This is a genomic window from Microbulbifer variabilis, from assembly GCF_052467165.1.
In genome coordinates this window covers 3,124,980-3,144,175 of the sequence record NZ_CP174301.1, presented here as the reverse complement: position 1 = coordinate 3,144,175, position 19,196 = coordinate 3,124,980, and the positions used below count along the sequence as shown (strand labels likewise).

The window sequence follows — 19,196 nt, the reverse complement described above, 5'->3', positions numbered from 1 at the left end:
AGTATATAAGTTGGAAAGGGAGTTGTGGGGCGCAGTTTGGCGGGTGGAGTGGCGCCAGGAATATTCCCCTGGCGCTTCCACATCCTGTGAGGGAGGATTTGGTTATCTAACAGCTGGGGCAAAGTACCTGGGCCATACGCAGAGAGCCCACCTCGCCAGAGCGGCCGGCGAATTTTGGTGGGACTATAAAAGAGCGGATGTTGCCTTGGGATACCTGGGTTAAATAACCACTTGCCAGGTTGAGAAACTTGTGGTGAATGTGTGTAAATAGGCACGCTTGTTCCATAAATCCACCACCGAGGATGATTCGCTCCGGTGAGTAGCAGCTGGTCAGGTTCACGCACATAGTGGCCAGATATCCGGCCTGAGGTCCCGGGCGGCACGGTCCCTGTCTATACTCTGGCCGCGCAGGCCCCAGCGGGATTCAATGCGGGGCCGCAGACGAGGCCTTCCAGACAATTGCCATGGAATGGGCAGTGGCCTGGATAGGGCTCTTTATCGGTCCTGTGGCGTCAACATATGGTCGATTTCCGAGAGCATGGCGCCGGTTACCATCCACTATTACCCGGCGCAGATACCGGTGCCGATGGTAATAAATAAACTCTTTACATCTATAGCGGCCCTGCACAGGTGTTCTCCTAACGCTGCACCACTGACATCAGTGTCAAAAGCCACGGGGATAGAGAGGGCTTTCTTCAGTTGGCCAGCCATGTTGGTGTTGGTCCACCCGCTTTTAGGGATGGTAGTGATATATCTGTAGTGTTTGGATGTGGATCCAGATCTTCTGGTCCAAAACTTGCGATATCCAGTGCAGGCATTGAGCCATGACGTTGAGCGCCGGCCTGGAAAAATTTGGTTACCTTGCCCTTTCCTTTACTCTATTCGGCCCGGCGGCGATTGCACAATTTAACTTTGTACCGCCGGCTTCTATACCTCCAAGCAAGGTATTCACTGCTTTGCCTTGCACTTCCATCCGTATCTGCTCCGCAGTCTGGATAATGTATTCAATGAAATTATTAACCGGTTTGTCTTAACAGGTGACACCGTTAGGGGAGTGATTGCACTGCGGTTAGTTTTTGCTTAAGAAAAAGACCGGATGCCAACAGAGAAGTTGAGCTTTCGCTGTTTGCACGAGGCTCTAAATGGACTGTAAGCGAATTCCGGGAATAGGGAAGACAACGATCAAAAAGCGAAATGAAGCTGACACTCGTGGAGCGGCTGCTAATAGTCGTATTAACAAGGTGGATACAAAATGCTCGAATATGAATCCTTGCTTTTTTCTGGCGAGAAAGACTAACAAGTAGCTCTCTTTTGTGTCGCCAAGGGTTAAGGCCAGTGTTTTCAAACTGGCCAAAGGTCATTTTTAATTTTGAATAGAATAATCTTTAATGGCTATATTCCGCCCTCGGGTGTAAGTTCCCTAACTACCGAAGTTGGATTTATCCGATGTGCCGCAAACACTTTTAAAGATAGCATGGCAGACATAAAGCCCAATACAAAAAGAGCGCTGAACAACATGCCTCCGGTAATCACTGTTGCAAGACCCCGATAAATCGCGGCGCTGTCTCCTGGACTGAGTACTAACGGAAGGTTGCCAAAAATACAGGTTGTGGTCGTTAACATTATCGGACGAATGCGCAAGCTCACAGCACTTTTAATGGCATCAAATTGATGCATGCCTTTATTAATGGAACTTTGGAATTGATTCACTAAAAGTATCGCATTATTCACTACCAATCCCATCAGAATTACGAATCCGATCATCGTAATCACATCTAGATTTTGCATTACAAACAGGTTGAGTAGACGAAGACTGAGCATGCCCCCGGCAAAGGAGAGTGGAATTGCAAATAAAACAGCCAAAGCTAATTTAAGGGACCTGAGAGCAAAGTACATAAGCAATGCAAGAATCAACAAAGCTACACAAAAGATCTGAAAGAACTCCTGCAGAAATAATTTCAACTCGTTGGCACTGCCCCGAAATTGGGTGTGCAGGTCTCCATACTGGCTCTTATTAAGAAAGGCCAAAACGCTTCGATCTACCTGCTCAGTAAAATCCTTCATGGCAACACCCGTTGGTGGGGTCAGATTTAGGGAGGTACTTACTTCCTGGCCGACACGAAGAATGCTGTCTGGAGCTTGCGTAATCTGTGCTGACGTTAACTGCCTCAAAGGAATCAGGCCCTGCCCAGCAATCATAATTTCTGTATTTAAGAGCTGCTCAAGGTTGGCTGGTTCTTTGGCTTTAAAGTAGAAGGGAAGGGTATTGGTGCCTGTGTAAAAATTACCGATATAAATGCCATCAGTAAGTGCCATCAAATGACGATTAAACTCCGGTAATGTCATTCCCATACGAATCAGTTGATCCTGGTTGGGCTCAAATTCAATACGCAATCCGCGATTGCTCAATGCGCTCCCTTCAAGAATTTGTGCGCCAGGAAACTCTGAACGAAGATGTTCTAATAAGTCGCGCCCAGCTGCTTGAAGAACCGGTAGTTCAGCTCCTTTGATATCCAGTTGGCTTACACGGCTATTGGGCATTGCAAACCGGAGAAGGCCCCCTTGCTGCGTATGAATTCTGGTACCTATCAGTCCGGAGACAATATCCTTGTCAATCCATTTCTTAAATGCTTCGAAATCCCAGTCCCCTTGGGTATAAATGTAAAGGTGACACATGGTTGGATAACAGAGTGTGCCATAAGTAACTATTTGCTCTTCGAATCTCCCTTTTCCTTGTTCAATGCGATCCATAATTACCTGACCGACTTCGCGCTCAACAACTTCAACCGCCATAGGGCCTTCAAAGTTTATAAAGGTTGAAATCATCGCCTGTTTGGGGTCTGGAAGCACATCGACTGAGGGCGAACTGAGATAAGTCACTAATAAGGCAACAGGTAACCCAAGCACTAAAACGCAGTTACGAAAAGTGACTCGACCAATTGGTATCACTGATATAGCAGTCCAGCGTTGTAATATTCTATTAAGGGATTGAGTTCTTCCTTTTGGATTTACCTGCGGTGAGCCTTTTAGAAGATGTCGTGCCAATGCTGGCAAGAGCAGGAGGGCAAATAACAATGATGCAATAAGTGCGCTGGAAATGGTATAAGCTAGATCTGTAAAAAGTTGCCCCGTGGCTGAGTGCATCGCCAGGATAGGTAAGAAGACGATGACACTCGATATCGTAGATGCTGTCAAGGCACCGGTAACCTCCTTAGTCCCTTGCCTGATACTGGTTAGCAAGCTAGCTCCCTGGCCGCGTAAACGCTGGATATTCTCGATAACAATAATGGCGGCATCCACCATCAAGCCAATCGAGAGTGCAATACCTGCTAGTGAGATAACATTTATGCTTCTTCCGCCCAGATACAGACCCAAAATTACCAGTGCAATACAAGCCGGTATGCTAGTGAAAATCAATACGAGTGTTCTAAAGTCTCGCAAGAACCAATACAAAATAATGCAGGCGAGAAAAGCTCCCAGGATCAAGCTGCTATAGACTAATTGCAATGAGTTGCGAATGCTTTTGGAATCATCGCGGCTGATCGCCACTTCCATTCCCAATCTACCGAGTTCTCCCTCGTTTAGATCTGATATTAATGTTTTGATCATATCGATGGTATTTAAAACATTAATATCCTCAGTAGGCATTAAATAGAAATAGAAAGAGCGGTTGCCTTCTAAAGCAAAATAATTCCAGTCGGAGGCCATTCTATTTTTTACTTTTGCAACGTCACCTAGGCGAATAATATGTGGCCCCCTGGTAGCAATTGGTAGTTTCTCAATATCAGCAATAGGGATCTGGCCTTTAAAGTGAAGGGCGTATTCTCTTGATCCGATAGTTAAATTACCGCCAGAGCGGTCAACCAAGTCACTCAAGCGAGACTGCACTTCATTAATGGTGAGTGATGCCTGAGTCAGGCCCCTGGGATCGAATTCGATATCTATCCTTTGCTCAATAGGTGTGCCGGCTACAGTAACGGAGGCTACGCCTGGAATCTTACTAAATGCAGGTTGAACATGATCTCGGAATGCCTGGGAAAGCTCCTGTTCAGTGGCCTGGTTAGTGGAATAAAGAAAGAAACTGGCCAAGGTTGCTCCGGCACCATTACTAAAATTATAAAGGCGGGGAGCAGATACTTGGCTAGGCCAGTTGGGTACTTGGTTAAGCCGGGATAGAACGTCAATATACATCTGTTCCATATCGGCATTTGAATGAAAGGTAATCAATGTCCAGGCAAACCCGTTGCTAATGGTGGTCTGGATTTCCTCCAGAAAGCCAAGGCTGGAGAGTTCCTGCTCCAATGGGGCGACAAGTGCCTGTTCTATTTCCATAGCTGTCTTGCCCGGCCAAGAGGTAGCAAGAGCTATTTGCGGTCTGTCTATATTTGGTAGTAGCGTATTTGGAATTTTTATCCCATAAAATACACCTAGGCAAATAAGAAGAAGGCCGAAGCTGATAATAACCGGACTATATTTTTCAATAATATTCATGAGTCGCGATCCACCGGTACTACTTCTTGATCTGCTTGCAGGTTCCCATTACCGAGAACTACAAGCTGATCGCCGGGCTGAATCTCTGAGATAACAATAAAATGATCAGCAAGTGTATCCAGGATTTCAACTTCGACTTTACGAACTTTGTTTTCCAGTCCTAATGCCCATGTATGGTACTTTCCCCCCTCTAATAGCACTGCATCGGAAGGTAACTTGGTAATATTGCCTGCTTTTTCTCGAGGCCCTGTAGGAGAGAGCATGGCGATCTGGAAACGCTGGCCCACCAACAGAGACTCAAAGTGCTTCCCGTGGCCATCGAAGTATAGGGACAGATTCTGAGTGTCCCCGTCCATGGTTCGACCGATGTTTTTTAGGGAAAGCGGCTCTCCATCGTAACGAAATTCGTTCTTTTGAATAGCTAAATTCATTCCTACTTGATCCCTGGGTACCAAGCACTCCAGTTGTTTCTCATTCAAGGGAAGAAGCTGGAGAATCCGTTGTCCCTGAGTGAGTCTCTCACCAGGATGTGCCTCGACTTGTAAAACCTGGCTGTCTCTGGAGGCAAAGTGCTTCAGTCGCTCGAACCTATACTGATCTATTTCAAGTTGTTGCTTAAGTCTTTGCTTGCTCAGCCTGAAAGTACTGGCATTAAGTTTAAGGTCATTGAGTTGAGAGGGGGAAACCATTTGAGCCTCGCGAAGAGGCATAAGTCTGGCTAGTTCCTCCTCAGCATGAGAAAGCTGACGTTCTGCAATTTCCAGGTCTGTTTTCAGGATATCCATACCTCTGGACAGGTAAAATCCATCCTGTTCTGCGACCAGCTCCCCTGCCTTGACAATAGATCCTACAGGCTTTACTGATTTCAGTTCGGCTTCAGCATGACTGGAAATTTGTGTTAGGGGTGGAGAGTTGACTGTGCAATAAATTATTGACCGCGTAGCTTGAAGCCATTCTTGTGCAGGTTGTATCCTGACTTTCTGCAGATCTGAAGCGTAACACTGTGATTGATATAGTACAGTTGAAAAGGATAGCGAGACCATAACGGCTGCTACTTTGATAGTCTTTTTCATCCTTGATCGCTTTCTTATTTTTTATGGCAAATAATTGACGAAAATCGATTTGCTAAGCAACTTGATGTTGTGTGAGGGGACTAAGACTGTATTTTACTAGTAGAGTCAGCAAGGCGAATGAGATCAGTTGAGAGATAGAAGAGACAAGATAATTAGTTTACTTAGTGTACTCCCTATAAATGAGGAATATCTGCAGAGAAGAGCGCCAAGGCTTTATTTATCTTCTATCTTAATAGATCTTTTCCCGGTAGCATTCGTAGTGGCTGAAGCTTACAGATGTTTTTGCCATATATGCGGACAAGAAAAGTGAGACTATCGTATCATATGCCTCGGGTTCATCTTTCACTAATATGAAAGTTTTAGTATCAGGGCATCATATTTCAGTGTCGACGTTTTCGAACCATTTCAGCTGAATATCTAACCCCCAGCTATGAATCATTAAATAGTCAATTCGTGCTTCCGGGGTCCAAAAGACTGGCTGGATACTAGCAGCCAAGGCACGAAGGAGAATAGCTGATACTATAGTTTTTATTTGCGCATCCTTGTAAAAAAAGCCAGCGACAACTTGTGGCTGGCTGGTTCCTTAGTGTTTTTATAATAATAAATAGCAAATTAATTGGAGGGGGTCGAAGCCTCTATTGCTGTCGTAGGTGGCAAGGAAAAGAACTGTATGTGTGCCTAAGCATGTTTAATACGCCTAGTGCACATTTGCATAGTCTTGTCTGCTCCATAAATAGAGTTTCTATTTCTCCAATACTATTCTTTGCGACTCCCTAATCCTAATTCTGCGATTTTTCTGCCGCTCCCCTCTAATTCTTACGCGCTCTCCAGACTTCATTCCCTTTTCTTTTAATTCTTTTGCATCGACAAAATAATATCGACCGGTGCTCTCATCCTTGATAGAGAATCTATGGTCAATTTCTCCAGTTTCAAAGTTTTCGGAAATTTCTTCTTCTAATACACCAGTTACGGTTTCCTCAGCTTGGGAATAAGTGGTTAAGGAAATTAATATAATTATAGTTACGAAATATTTCATGGTCTTGCCCTCATTTGCTAGTTGCTGTAGTTAACAGCAATAGTGGCGCTGTTATTACTGCTGTCCTTGGATTTAAGCTCAATGGTGACCCCAGCAGATGAGTCACTAAATTGATCGCCAGTAGTGGTAAGGGTTGCCACTTGATTAGCGGTTCCGTCATTTAAATAATGAATTGTTACCGCATTTGCATGGTGAGGATAGGGGTTCAAAACATTATGGGGAATATGGTATTCCACGTAATAGTGATTTTCTCCATTTGTACTGCCGTTACTTTCAACTTTTAAAAGTTGCGGTAGAGAGCTATTGAGTTCACCTGCAGTAAGCTCTACGGCCTGCACTACATAATCGGCATTGTTGCCAGCAGACTGCCTGATGGTTGTAGTATATCCAGGGAAGCTCTCATACCAGCCCATAAATTCTCTATGGGCACTACCGAATAACCGTGACTTCCAGCTGTTACCCATAAAGGCACCATTAGCTCCGTATTCGCTTTCGCCTTGGTCATTGGTATCGCCATCGTTATTGTCATCGTTACCGGCGTGGCTAAGTCCAATATTGTGGCCCAACTCATGCCCCATCACTAGTTGATCGGTATCTGCGGTAATGATGCTCCATCCCCCCCGTACCGAAGCAACTCCTGTACCAACCAAGCCAGCATTATTTGCGGCTCGGGGAAAAATAAATACACGGTGTCTCCAGTCATTGAGATTCACAGGGCGGCTATTGGAATCTACAAAGTTATTTTGAATCCAGGTGGTAGCATTATCTCTCCAGGTATAGCCACCATCTGAATATTGACCATCCTGTGAGGAGCCAGAGCGAGCCTGGGCATTCCCAACACTTAGTACGCCCCCACTTTGACTATCGGGGATGCTATAAACAAAGCAATCAATTGAGCTACTCTCATTATTGTCTTCTCCATAACAGTATTGTGCGAGTGACTGGTCGCTAATGAGATGGCGCTTAAATTTCAGTTGGCCGAAGGAGTTTTCTTTGTAAGTATTGTCCAGAGAATCCGTATCATTGAATGTCATATTGGCGAGTTGTGAAATACTAACGTCGTCAGTGACAGCGGCATCTGAAAAATTCATCAGAATAAAAACTATGCTATTTTCGGTAGCTTCAATAGTTTGTATTGCAAAGGTAATGGAGTGTTGATCTCCGTTTGTTAATTGAATAGAGATGGTGTCTTCTACAGATTGACCATTGTTGAGACTGGATGTATTGCTATTTAGCTGGTACTCCCAGTTCCCGCTATCATATAGTTTAAAGCTACCGTATTGACCTTCGATAGTGGACGCTTGGAAACCAGGGCTTTTGCTATCAGTGCCCTCCAGCTCCAAAGTACCCTCTGCATACTCATTGGTACCTACAACCAAGGTGGCCAAGGGGTTAGCTGGATTGAATGTGTATTCACCGGTATCCGAATTCCCCCCATTTGTTCCGGTATCCGACCCTGTATTTGAGCCGCTGTCAGCTTGAGGGGTATCTGTACTTTCCCCTCCACTGGAGCCGCCGCCACAAGCGGCCAAGAGGGCGGATAAGGTGATTGCGGTAAATATCTTAAGTGAACCGTGCATTGCTCTCTCTACTTATCTGTATATGCGTGGTAGCTGATGAAAATAGATATCTGGTGGACCGTCGTTATTTGGTACGGTTCCTGTGATTTGGCTGATTGATAACTTAGTAAGGTCAATTAGTCACCTTACGCAATAAACCAGTCTTCTTGTTGAGTGTTTAGGAGCTTTGTGGGGCATTAGTAACAGGTTTCGGGTGTTACTTTTCTACATCGCATCCAATCTTGTTTTTTTATCTATTGGTGACATTGCTGGAGTGCTATTAAGTGGAATGACGCTGGGTGGAGGAAGGGGTAGCAGTGTTTCTTTTTTGGTTTGTTTGTGCTCCGTGTGACTTACTTTTTTAGCAGGGTGAAAGGGTTGCCCCGTTGGCCTGATTACCCGTTATTAGTTTGTTGACAGGCAGCAGGTCATAAGTGAGAGAACTCAAGATCCGCATAGCAGCCTTATTATTGGTGTATTTGGATTTGGTGAGATGCAATTTAGCAAATGCTGACAGGGAGTAGCACTATATTATTGTGCTGCGGGTATCTCACTGGTGGTTCTTAGAATCTAGAGTGCTAATGAAGTTTATCGTGTTCTTCGCCTCTACATTGGTAACTTGAGGTTGTTCTGCCGTAGCTTGAGAGAGTATTTGTTTACTTCTAATTACAAGTGGAGGCTGGGTACTTAGGTACTTGGTGTTTTAAAGATTGGAAATCGCCTGTTAAATTTAGGGATGACGTTGTTAGGCTGGCTTCCGTTGATAATTTTTGGTCGAAATAGGTTTACTTTTTGTTGTGATCCTCAATGTTAATTGATGGTGGGTGCCTATTCATAAAAGGAGGGTCCTAGACTGTAAGAATATATTTTAATGATAGGGAATCACTTTTTTCTGGAATTGATTTTTTGCTGCCATAGGTGCTGTTTTTTCATGGTTTCTAGTATTGGGGGTTATGCAATCAACCAGTGAGTTTAGTAATTTAATGAAAGTACGTGGATGACCTGGAAAAGCGATGCTGTGGCAGTCGATGCAGTATAATAGCTGCCCCAAACACGAATTTTTGGTGTTTTGATGTATATATTTTCTTATTTATTAGTTTCTAATAAGGTCTTTTGAGGTGAAGATTTATATGGGATGGGGTTGCCTAAACAATAAACAATAAACAATAAACAATAAACAATAAACAATATAGAGGATTTAGAGTAGAAAAATAGAGCCTGTCAATTCATTATAAGCTGTCTTATTGGTTGATTTTTTCCGCGAAAAGGCACTTGTTATAAGCTGTAATTGGAGGAGTATTGACGCTCGGCTATACTGCCGATCCCACCTAATTCTTGAAATAGGTGGGAGAGAACTATAGTTTGCATAATAAGAGTATTTTTGCTGTGTCCAAGAGTTTTAGTGCACTTTCCAGTGCCTGGTTGTCTGGATTATTTTTTCTTTGGCTACCTGCTCTGGCCCTGGCTGGCATATCGGGCCCCTCATCCAGTTCTACAGGAAAATTTACAATAACTGGGGTTGCACGTGCTCAGTTTCTTACTGAATACAGAAATGGTCTTGCAATAAGAGATATCCCAGTCAGTGGGGACTCGGTAACAATTACTGTTTCATCGTCTGGAACCTACAAGTATGAGGGCTGGTGGCGGTTCTGTTTGCTTGATCAGCCCGGGCCTGGTCCTCTCGCGTTGAGTCTTCCCAACTCTGACCAGCCTGATGACAGCTGTGAAGCATGGGATAGTAAGAAGAACTCCATCGGCAGCCATACAGTTGAAGTTACTTTCGAACCTGACGTAAATCCCCCGGGTCCTATTTACTTTCCAGCTATTAGCACTTTACCTGATGTTAGCGAGGACATTAAATTGAACCTCCCTGGGAACAACTTGAGGGTGGCCTGGGGCGAGGCTTCTGGAAAACCGAACAGATATGAGCTTTGGCGAAAAAGTGGGGAGAGTACCAGCTGGCAAATGGATTACTCTGGCCCAGCTCTTTATAAGGATTTTACTAATCTGTTAACCGACACGTATCATTTTCGCGCCCGCGCTTGTAATTCTGGTTGCAGCAGTTTTACGGATATAAAGAGTATTACGTTGATTGGAACCCCTTTAGAGGTGCATGCGACTAACCTAAACGGGAGTGTGCTTGTATCTTGGCTTCCGGTTAGTGGTGCAGACAAATATATTCTTCAGGAACAAAAAGACGGCGGAGCCTGGACTCAGGTTTACAATGGTATAGAGACGTCCAATACTTTAACTGATCGCAGTACCGGTAGTTATCTATATCGTGTTGCCGCGATCAAGGGCGGTATTACTGGTGCATTTAAATACTCCTCTGCTGTTACTGTAGTCAGATCTCCACTCTCTATTAGCGTGCCTGTTGCGAGTGCCAATGGCATTTTGGCAATATCTTGGGCGGCAGTTTCTGGAGCGGACAAATATATACTTCAGGAACAAAAAAATGGCGGCTCTTGGACTCAAGCCTACAGTGGTAGCGAAACGCAAAAAACGTTAACTGGTCGGGGTATTGGCAGCTACAGTTACCGCGTTGCCGCAGTCAAGGGTAGTACCACTGGCCCCTATAAGCAGTCCTCCACGGTTACGGTAATTAGTACCCCTCAGTCGATTACAGTACCAGCATCGAGCACTACTGGCAGTGTGACTGTATCTTGGTCGCAAGTTGCCGGTGCGGACAAATATGTTTTACAGGAGCAAAAAAATAATGGTAACTGGGCCCAAGTATATGAGGGCCCTGAAGTCAAAGAGACCTTAAGTGGGCGGAGTAATGGCAGTTACAACTATCGAGTGGCCGCAGTTAAAGGCAATGTCATTACAGCTTTTAAGAATTCCTCGACTCTTACCGTATCCCGGCCTCCTTCGGTACCTGGTAACCTCACGGCGCCTGGTAATTCAGCTGGCTCCTATAGCGTCAGTTGGAACTCTGTTTCTGGGGTATCAAAGTATCACCTAGAACAATCAGGTGCCTCTATCGGAAGCTGGACACTAACCGCTACCAATAAAACTTTTACTCAGACTAATAATGGTAGCTATTCCTATCGAGTTCGGGCTTGCAGTACCTACAACTCGGTTGAGGCCTGCAGTGGCTGGTCGAGTAGCAAGACTGTTGCTGTCAGCCTGCCAGTTTTGGCGATTCAGTCAATTAACGGCGGGTCTGTCAAATTATCTTGGAATATCGACGCGCAGGCACAAAGGATAACCCTGAAGCGAGGTTCCACTGCTATTTATGACTCTGGCTGGAAAGAATCAGTAAGTAAACAGGGTACGTTTACCGACTCCATAAGCACCAGTGGTAGTTACTCTTACTTCCTCACCACCTGGTACTGTTCCGTTGGGATTCCCGGCGGAGGCTGCCAAGAAGGCGAGCCATTAAATAATTTTGGCCCGGAGACAGCCAATATTATTTTGAAGCCAGGCCCATCAAGTTTACTTGCAAGCGTATCCAGTAGTTATGACGGTTCTGTGGGATTAACCTCCAATAGCTCTGGCCCTATCGAGTCGGTGCGTTGGCAAAAAAGAAAAGCGGAAAGCGACTGGCCGGCAGATAGTTCCTACGGCTCTGCTGGGAGCAGTACCTTTTCCGTAACCGGGCTTACCGATGGTAATTGGGAGTTCCGCAGTAAAAATTGTAATTCCTCTGGCTGTAGTAATAGTTGGAGTACATCGGTTGGACTGCTGGTACGGAATCAACCCATACCTACGGCCCCGACGCTGGATACCATTGCTAACAGTTCTACCGGTACACTTAAATTGAACTGGAGTGACCGCTCTGCCCAGCAAGTTTACAGGTACAAGCTCTACGAAGGCGGCAAGCTACTTGAAGAATTAACCACGAGCTCTGCGAGTCCAGCGCCTCTCTCTGGCACCACGCTTCAGCGAGATGATGGCAGTTACAGTTACTACCTGATAGCTTGTAATCTGCGTGCTTGCTCCACAGCCAGCAATGCTCAATCTGTTATCGTCGCTGAAACTCCAGGTGCACCCAAATCCCCTAATCTATCGACAACTTTCTCGCGCACCGGAGAGGTTGATCTCACTTGGGGTAGTGCTAGTGGCACGATAGTGCACTATGAGATTATTGCCGGTACCGCATCGTCGGCAGAGGGGCCAGTAAGTTGGGATGAAAACGCACCGAGTAAACATACAGACTTAACGCATTTGAACAAAAAGCTGTCGTTGGAGAATGGCTTCTTCGCCTATCAGGTGCGCGCCTGCAACCAGGTATCGAGTTTTAGTAGCTGCTCAAATACGGTTGCCACGGATATTGTTCAGGTTGACCAGACCCCACCACCTGTAATCGTGGCGGTGCCCCCTTACAAAGCCTCGGCACTATCTACTACCGACCCTAGTGTGTTGGCCTCCGATCGCGTCGGCATCTTGCCCGGGGAATTCCGTGTGAGTGAATCCGGCGCGGCGACTTATACCATTCCGCTGCAGGTGGGCCCTTCATCCGGTGGCAGTACCCCGGCGCTCAGTGTGACTTACAGCAGCTCCGGCAGTAACGGCCCTCTCGGGGCCGGTTGGGGAATTAGTGGATTGTCCGCTATTAGCGCCTGCCGTAGAACTTTTGAAGAGGACGGTGCCAATGGCAGCGTCTTCGATCGGTTCTGTTTGGATGGCCAGCGTTTGAAACTAGTGTCGGGTCAGTACGGTAGCCTCGGCAGTGAGTACCGTACAAGCCTGGACAGCTTTGTGCAGGTGCGGCTGGTTTCCAGTCCGGTAGGTAGCGGCCAGGGTTTTGAAGTGTACCGCAAGGATGGCTCTATCTCTTATTACGGTATGCATGAGGATGCACAGCAGGAGAAAACCTGGTACCTGAATACCCAGGAGGATAGTGTTGGCAACCGTATCGAATACACCTACCTGAAAGACACCGCGCTCGGGGAGCACCTGATAGAGGCGGTCGATTACTCTGCGAATGGTCACGATGCAACGCTGAATCGGATTCAGTTCCACTACGATACCAGCCGCAGCGATAAACGCTACGGATACAGTTTCGGACAGAAAACGGCATCAACCCGCAGGCTCACCGCAATTACATCCACTGCGGACTCGATGGAGTTGCGCAGCTACAACTTCAGCTACCAGGAAAGCGCTACTGGCCGTTTACTGCTCGAAGAGGTTGAGGAGTGTGTGCAGGGTAACTGTCGCAAGCCCACGATATTTACTTATGCCCAGTCTGCCGGACCGGGCATGGTGAGTGCGGCTGCTAATCCTAATATCTTCCACTCCGGTTACGAGGGTGGCAAGTATGGAGATGTCAACGGTGACGGACTCACAGATCTGGTGTTTATCCGTTACGACGGCAGTCATGGCAAACGCTATCTCCGTGTTGCCCTGGGCACTGCCGAGGGGGAGTTGGCCCTGCAATCCGAACAGATGCGTATCCGCGCCAATGAGCGCAAGGAATGGCATCTGTTGGACTACAACAACGATGGTAAGGATGACCTGCTCCACGCGCCGATAGATGACACCGGCACCCACTGGGCCGTGAATTTGTCTAATGGTAGCGGGTTTAGCAGCACTGATAACCCCACGGCAATCAGCTATCAGAAAGATCAGCTGGGTCAGATGCACGACTTTAATGCCGACGGCTTGCCGGACTTCCTGTCATTTACTCACGCTGTGGGCCTTCCTTCAGTGAGTGATACGCCCACCATGAAAATCCGTGAGCTGCAGCGCAGCAGTAGCGGAACGCTCTCCTTCAAAAGCTCTGAGACGACTCGCAGTTTATCCCTGCCCACGGTCAGCGCTCCCGGAGGAGTGTCCTCAGCAAACTTCCTACGCACCACTCGAGTGAAACTGCGTAATACGGATATGGTGGCCGATTTCAATGGTGACGGTATTGCCGATCTGACTGCGATAATGCAGACAGATTGGACTTGTATCGAGGCACCGAGCGACTGCAACAATCAAAGTCATGTGACCGACAATCACTTCGTTGTACTGATGTCAGAGGGCGATAATAGCCACAGGGCGGTATTCCATCGTGCACTCAACGGAGAGATAGCACAGGTGGATGATGCCGAGCACCGGATCGCGGATCTCAATGGCGATAGTCTGCCAGACATGTTATTCCGCTCCAGCGCAGACTGGGATTGGGGCGTATATTACTTTACTGGTGAAGGGTTTATCTCCACGGGAACACTTCCAGGGGCTGTGGACGATAAAATCCAGCTATATGACTGGGATATGGATGGCCTGGTGGACATTCTCTATCCCAATGCCAACGATAAAGAAAACAACGAATACCAGTACCTCTATATGCTGCCCAACCATTCCAATGGTTTTGGCAGCGCCATTGATACTGGCTTGCTGTTCGGCGCCGATACCAATGATCACAGCCATTTGGTGATGGATTTGACTGGTGATGGGCGACCTGAAATAGTCGAGAACTGTGCGAACCGCGATGAGCAGGAAAATCATTGCGATGATATGCGCAATCACTCAGGCTTTTTTAGTGGTCTAGGCGCTACAGATAAATATGTGCGTGTCTTTAAGCCCAAACATGCCGACAAGCCGGTGGATGTTCTTGAGTCTGTAGTGAATGGCTTTGGGGTGAAAACGGAAATCCGCTACGCGCGCCTGAATGATACCAGCACTCGTGTCTACTCACGTAAACTGGGTTCTTTCAAACTGAACTACGGGCGCAGTTCACCGGTATTCGATCTCTACTCACCGATGTACGTGGTACAGAAAGTAATCTCCGATGCACCGGCGGCCAATGACAATAACAATACGGTTGAGGCCCATTACCACTATGCCGGTGGGCGCATGCAGAGCGGTGGGCGCGGCTTTCTCGGTTTTGAATCGGTCACCACCTATGACCCGCAAAACCAAGTGAAGACCACCACTCACTACCGCCAGGATTATCCCTTTATTGGTATGCCTTCACAGACGGCCAAGGTGATTGAGTCCAATGCCAGTAATATCAAAACCCCGGCTACCTGTGAGGGTAGTGGACTCACCCTGATCAGCTGCTCTATCAACACCTTGGAATCCATAGCACCGGTATCGGGCAAAACGGTAATGCCCTATATCAGCCAAGCGGAGGACAAATCTTACAGCCTGAGCGGGAGTTACCTTGGCAAGGTGGTAACAACCACCAACTACACCGCAGCCAATGATATTCAATATGGCAATGTCAGCTCGGTAACTGTGAAGCACTATGATGCTTCTAATAACTTGGTGCAGAGCAAATCTACAAGTAACACATACGACAATGTGGTGAGCAGTGACCGCTGGCATTTGGCGCGCTTGCGTGAGAGCAGCGTCACCACCCAGCGATATGGTGCTCTGGTAGCACCGCAAATCACGCGAACCGCTCATTTTGATTACGATAACCAGACTGGCCTGTTAACCGATGAGTGGGTAGCTAAAGGTAGCGCACAAGAGTTACACACCCACTATGAGCACGACCGCTTCGGCAATCGTGTTGCATCCACGGTAACCAATGCGCAGGGCGAAAGCCGTACCAGTCGCACGGGTTTTGACGGCTATGGCCGCTACGCATTAAATCAGGTTAATGAACTCAAACAGACTGCCGAGCAAGCTCTGGAGATGGACCCCTTCGGCCAACCGCAGCGCGTACTGGATATCAGCGGTGTGGAAACGCACTATGCCTATTCCCCGTTCGGCAATCGCTATTTTGAACACCACGAGACCGGCAGCCATGCTACTACCTTGAGCACACTTTGTGCTGACAGTGGTGGCTGCCCCACAATAGCCGGTGTGCCAGCTCACTTTAAAGTGACCACAGCCGGTATCGATCAGAGCCAGAGCGTGATGTACCACGATCGGCTGGGTCGAGAGATCCGCAAACAGACTCAGGATTTCCATGGTAATCCAGTGTTTGTCGATACCCAGTATGATGAACAGTCCCGCGTTAAAAAGGTTTCCGACCCTTATGGCAACGGCGGCTCTCCACGCTGGACCATTTACTCCTACGATATTCTCGGTCGCACCACTAATGTGGATAGCCCCAGTGGCCAGTGTGACAGCACAATCACTTATAATGGCCTCACGGAAACTGCTACGAACTGTGCCCAGCAAAGTAAAGTAACCGAGAAAAACGTCCTCGGTGAGTTGGCTCAGGTTACCGACAATATCGGCGGCAAACTGCAGTACAGCTACTATGCCGATGGCAACCTCAAACAGGTGCGTACCCTTAACAGCGGCGGTGGTGAAACTTCAGCAACCAACATTGAGTACGATAATCTCGGCCGCAAGACCCGCATGGTAGACCCGGATAAGGGCACCTGGACCTACGGTTACACAGGCTTTGGTGAACTGGCCTGGCAGAAAGATGCCAAGGGGCAGGGCACCGCCATGAGCTATGACGCCCTCGGCCGTATGGTGACTCGCGCCGATTACACCAGCTTCGATAGCAATAGCCAAACGGGCACTCTGCAGAACTTCAGCCGCTGGTACTACGACCAGGATCCCGGCTGTGATTCCAAATTCCGCTTCGAAGGCAAACTGGTGGCCGTAGCCCAGGCCCCTGTCGCTATTGCCGCCGGTTGCAATGCCAATCTGGAGGATGTCAATTACCTCAAGCTGCTGCAATACGATATCTACGGTCGTCTGGGCGAGACCACCACTGTGCTCGGCGTACTGGATGGCGAAGGGGATTTTTATGAAAAAGTCACCTACGACCAATACAGCCGCGTTAGCCGCAGTTTCGACGCCAGCAATCAGCAGGTGGGCGATAATGAGGATTATTTACGCGGTGTAGAAACTGTCTACAACAGCTATGGCTTTAAAGTGGGTGTGCGCGATGTAACCGCCCCCGCAGACAGTGGTTACTATTACCGGGTTAAGCGCATGAATCTGCGCGGCCAGGTGGAAGAAGTGCTGCTAGGCAACGGCCTCACCACTACCTATGCCTACGATCCACAACATCACCGCCTCACCAGCATCTTAACGGATATCAATCCCGGTGTGGGTCAGGTGCAGAACCTGCATTACGATTGGAATACTATCGGCAATCTGCTCTCTAAAACCGACCTCAGTGGCGATGGCAGCTACCGCAAGGACCTGCAGGAACGTTTTGAGTACGACGGCCTCAACCGCCTGCGCTATGCGCGCCTCTATCAGGCCGGCAGCCAAACTGCCACCCAGGAGGTGCGCTACGATGATGCCGGCAATATCACCTATAAAACGGGCATCGGTAGCTATGAGTACAGTGGCCCACGCCCTCATGCCGTAACCAAAGCCGGCAATACCAGCTATCACTACGACGACAACGGCAATATGAGTAGCGACTCAGGCAGTCGTACGCTGGATTACACCGTCTTTGATAAACCCAGCCTGATTAGTAAAGGTGGCCACGATACGCGCTTCTCTTACGGCCCGGACCGCAGCCGTTTCAAGCGGGTGGATGACAACGGCAAAGGCACAGTGACCACCTTGCAGATCGGCAGCGTCGAGAAAGTGATTGAGCGCAGCACCTCCGGTGCTTTTATAAAGAGCTTTTATCGCCGCAATATTGCAGGGGTTGCTATCGAGCGTATCGAGCTGAATGCATCGGATGAAATTGCCGGTACCAGCACCCGGTATTTACACAAAGACCTCCAGGGTTCCCTGGATGTTATTACCGATAGCACCGGTCAGGTTGCCAAAGATGCTGCCGGTAACAAACTGGTTTACAGCTTTGATGCCTGGGGCAAACGCCGCAATGCACTGAGCTGGGAACAAATTGCCGGCGCGCCTGCAAATACGGTTAGCGCCCTCAGTGTGGGAGCCTTCAATCACCTGAGTAGCAATCGCGGTTATACCGGCCATGAAATGCTGGATGAGGTGGGCCTGATCCATATGAACGGACGGGTCTACGACCCGACCCTGGCCCGCTTTGTCTCCGCAGATCCGCTGATCGATGGGGTGACTTCGGTCCAGGGCTACAACCGCTACGCCTATGTGCACAACAACCCGCTGACTTATACGGATCCTTCGGGGTATAGTTCTTGGAATAAGTACCGGGACTCGGTGGTGAAGCCGGTGGTCGCCGTGGCCATTGTCATTTGGACCGGGGGACAGTCTCTAGTGGCCCTGCAAGGTACAAATTATGCAGCGGCGGTGGGCTGGGCCGCTGCCGGCGGCGCCGCGGCGGGAGCGGTGCAAAGCGGTACGGTGAAGGGAGCCTTTTTTGGTGCCTTCAGTGCTGTGGCATTTATGGGCATTGGCAATGCCTTTCAGGGGGCGACATGGGCAACGAAAGGGGTTGTCAGAAAAGGAGTAATGGGCACTGGTCTGAATAGCTATGGCTATGCAGCGAAAGTCTTTGCTCACTCAGTGACTGGTGGCTTACTCTCAGAAGCGCAGGGAGGGAAGTTTAAACACGGCTTTGCCGCAGCGGGTGTGACCCAGGCCTTTGCAGGAGGTATAGATTCAATAGATGCTGGCAATGTTGGCTTTAGTGCGGCGAGAGTCATTGCAGCCGCGATCGTTGGCGGTACAGCCTCTGCAGTATCGGGTGGTAAGTTTGCCAATGGGGCGATAACCGCGGCGTTTTCCAGGGCTTTTAATGAAGAGAATCATCCTACTGCACAAAAGAAAATAAGCAAGCGCAACCTTTCTGCTGGAGAACGAGAAGTTGCTATTCGTGTACATCCAGATTTATTGGAATCTGAGTTAGACAGCATAACTATAGATTTTAGCTTGGATATGGAATGCGGGGGAAACAGCGGGAAGGGGTGTGGAGGGTTTACTCCCTACAGAAAAATTAACTTACCTAAATCATTGGCTCACTGTGCAGACCTAACCGTATGTGATGGTGGAGCTTATATTGACCTATTTAACCATGAACTCACACACGCATGGACAAATATAAACTCGCGCAACTTTTTAGGTTTGTCAGGATCAATAAGGGGTTTTATTAGCAACGGCGCAGCGGCGAAGCCTGTTGGTGGGTATTTACCTTATAAAGATTACTTGAATACACCGGCACCCGTAGGGCTAAATTCAGAGCAAATGGCTGACTGGTTTATGTGGTTTGACAAAGATCGTCGCCAAGCTTGGGGGAATTAA

The 19,196-nt window shown here is 48.0% G+C and carries 7 protein-coding genes; 1 reads left to right on the top strand and 6 read right to left on the bottom strand.

Annotated features, from left to right (window positions below):
* Positions 1–106: 106 nt before the first annotated feature.
* From ACJJIP_RS13990 to ACJJIP_RS13965, 6 genes are all read right to left on the bottom strand, one after another.
* A complete protein-coding gene (locus ACJJIP_RS13990) occupies positions 107–346 on the bottom strand; it encodes a hypothetical protein (RefSeq protein ID WP_444945381.1) in 240 nt (79 codons plus the stop codon).
* A 215-nt stretch (positions 347–561) separates the two neighbouring features.
* A complete protein-coding gene (locus ACJJIP_RS13985; RefSeq protein ID WP_444946927.1) occupies positions 562–852 on the bottom strand; it encodes an ROK family protein in 291 nt (96 codons plus the stop codon).
* Between the two features lie 540 nt (positions 853–1,392).
* On the bottom strand, positions 1,393–4,491 hold the full coding sequence (locus ACJJIP_RS13980) for an efflux RND transporter permease subunit (protein WP_444945380.1): 3,099 nt from the start codon (positions 4,489–4,491) through the stop codon (positions 1,393–1,395).
* Positions 4,488–5,564, bottom strand: a complete 1,077-nt coding sequence (locus ACJJIP_RS13975; RefSeq protein ID WP_444945379.1) for an efflux RND transporter periplasmic adaptor subunit — start codon at positions 5,562–5,564, stop codon at positions 4,488–4,490. The genes ACJJIP_RS13980 and ACJJIP_RS13975 overlap by 4 nt, the downstream gene beginning before the upstream one ends.
* Positions 5,565–6,306: 742 nt before the next feature.
* On the bottom strand, positions 6,307–6,600 hold the full coding sequence (locus ACJJIP_RS13970; RefSeq protein WP_444945378.1) for a hypothetical protein: 294 nt from the start codon (positions 6,598–6,600) through the stop codon (positions 6,307–6,309).
* A gap of 17 nt (positions 6,601–6,617) precedes the next feature.
* The gene (locus ACJJIP_RS13965) at positions 6,618–8,180 is read right to left on the bottom strand and encodes a VCBS domain-containing protein (RefSeq protein ID WP_020411842.1); all 1,563 of its coding nucleotides are present in this window, start codon (positions 8,178–8,180) and stop codon (positions 6,618–6,620) included.
* A 1,365-nt stretch (positions 8,181–9,545) separates the two neighbouring features.
* Between ACJJIP_RS13965 and ACJJIP_RS13960 the strand changes: the two genes are divergently transcribed.
* Positions 9,546–19,196 carry an RHS repeat-associated core domain-containing protein gene (locus ACJJIP_RS13960; protein ID WP_444945377.1) on the top strand — a complete coding sequence of 3,217 codons (9,651 nt, stop codon included), beginning with the start codon at positions 9,546–9,548 and terminating at the stop codon, positions 19,194–19,196.

What these genes read in the sequence shown, in the direction of transcription:
- ACJJIP_RS13970 (WP_444945378.1), bottom strand. Translation starts at nt 6,600, where the DNA reads ATGAAATATTTCGTAACTATAATTATATTAATTTCCTTAACCACTTAT.
- ACJJIP_RS13975 (WP_444945379.1), bottom strand. Translation starts at nt 5,564, where the DNA reads ATGAAAAAGACTATCAAAGTAGCAGCCGTTATGGTCTCGCTATCCTTT.
- ACJJIP_RS13980 (WP_444945380.1), bottom strand. Translation starts at nt 4,491, where the DNA reads ATGAATATTATTGAAAAATATAGTCCGGTTATTATCAGCTTCGGCCTT.
- ACJJIP_RS13965 (WP_020411842.1), bottom strand. Translation starts at nt 8,180, where the DNA reads ATGCACGGTTCACTTAAGATATTTACCGCAATCACCTTATCCGCCCTC.
- ACJJIP_RS13990 (WP_444945381.1), bottom strand. Translation starts at nt 346, where the DNA reads ATGTGCGTGAACCTGACCAGCTGCTACTCACCGGAGCGAATCATCCTC.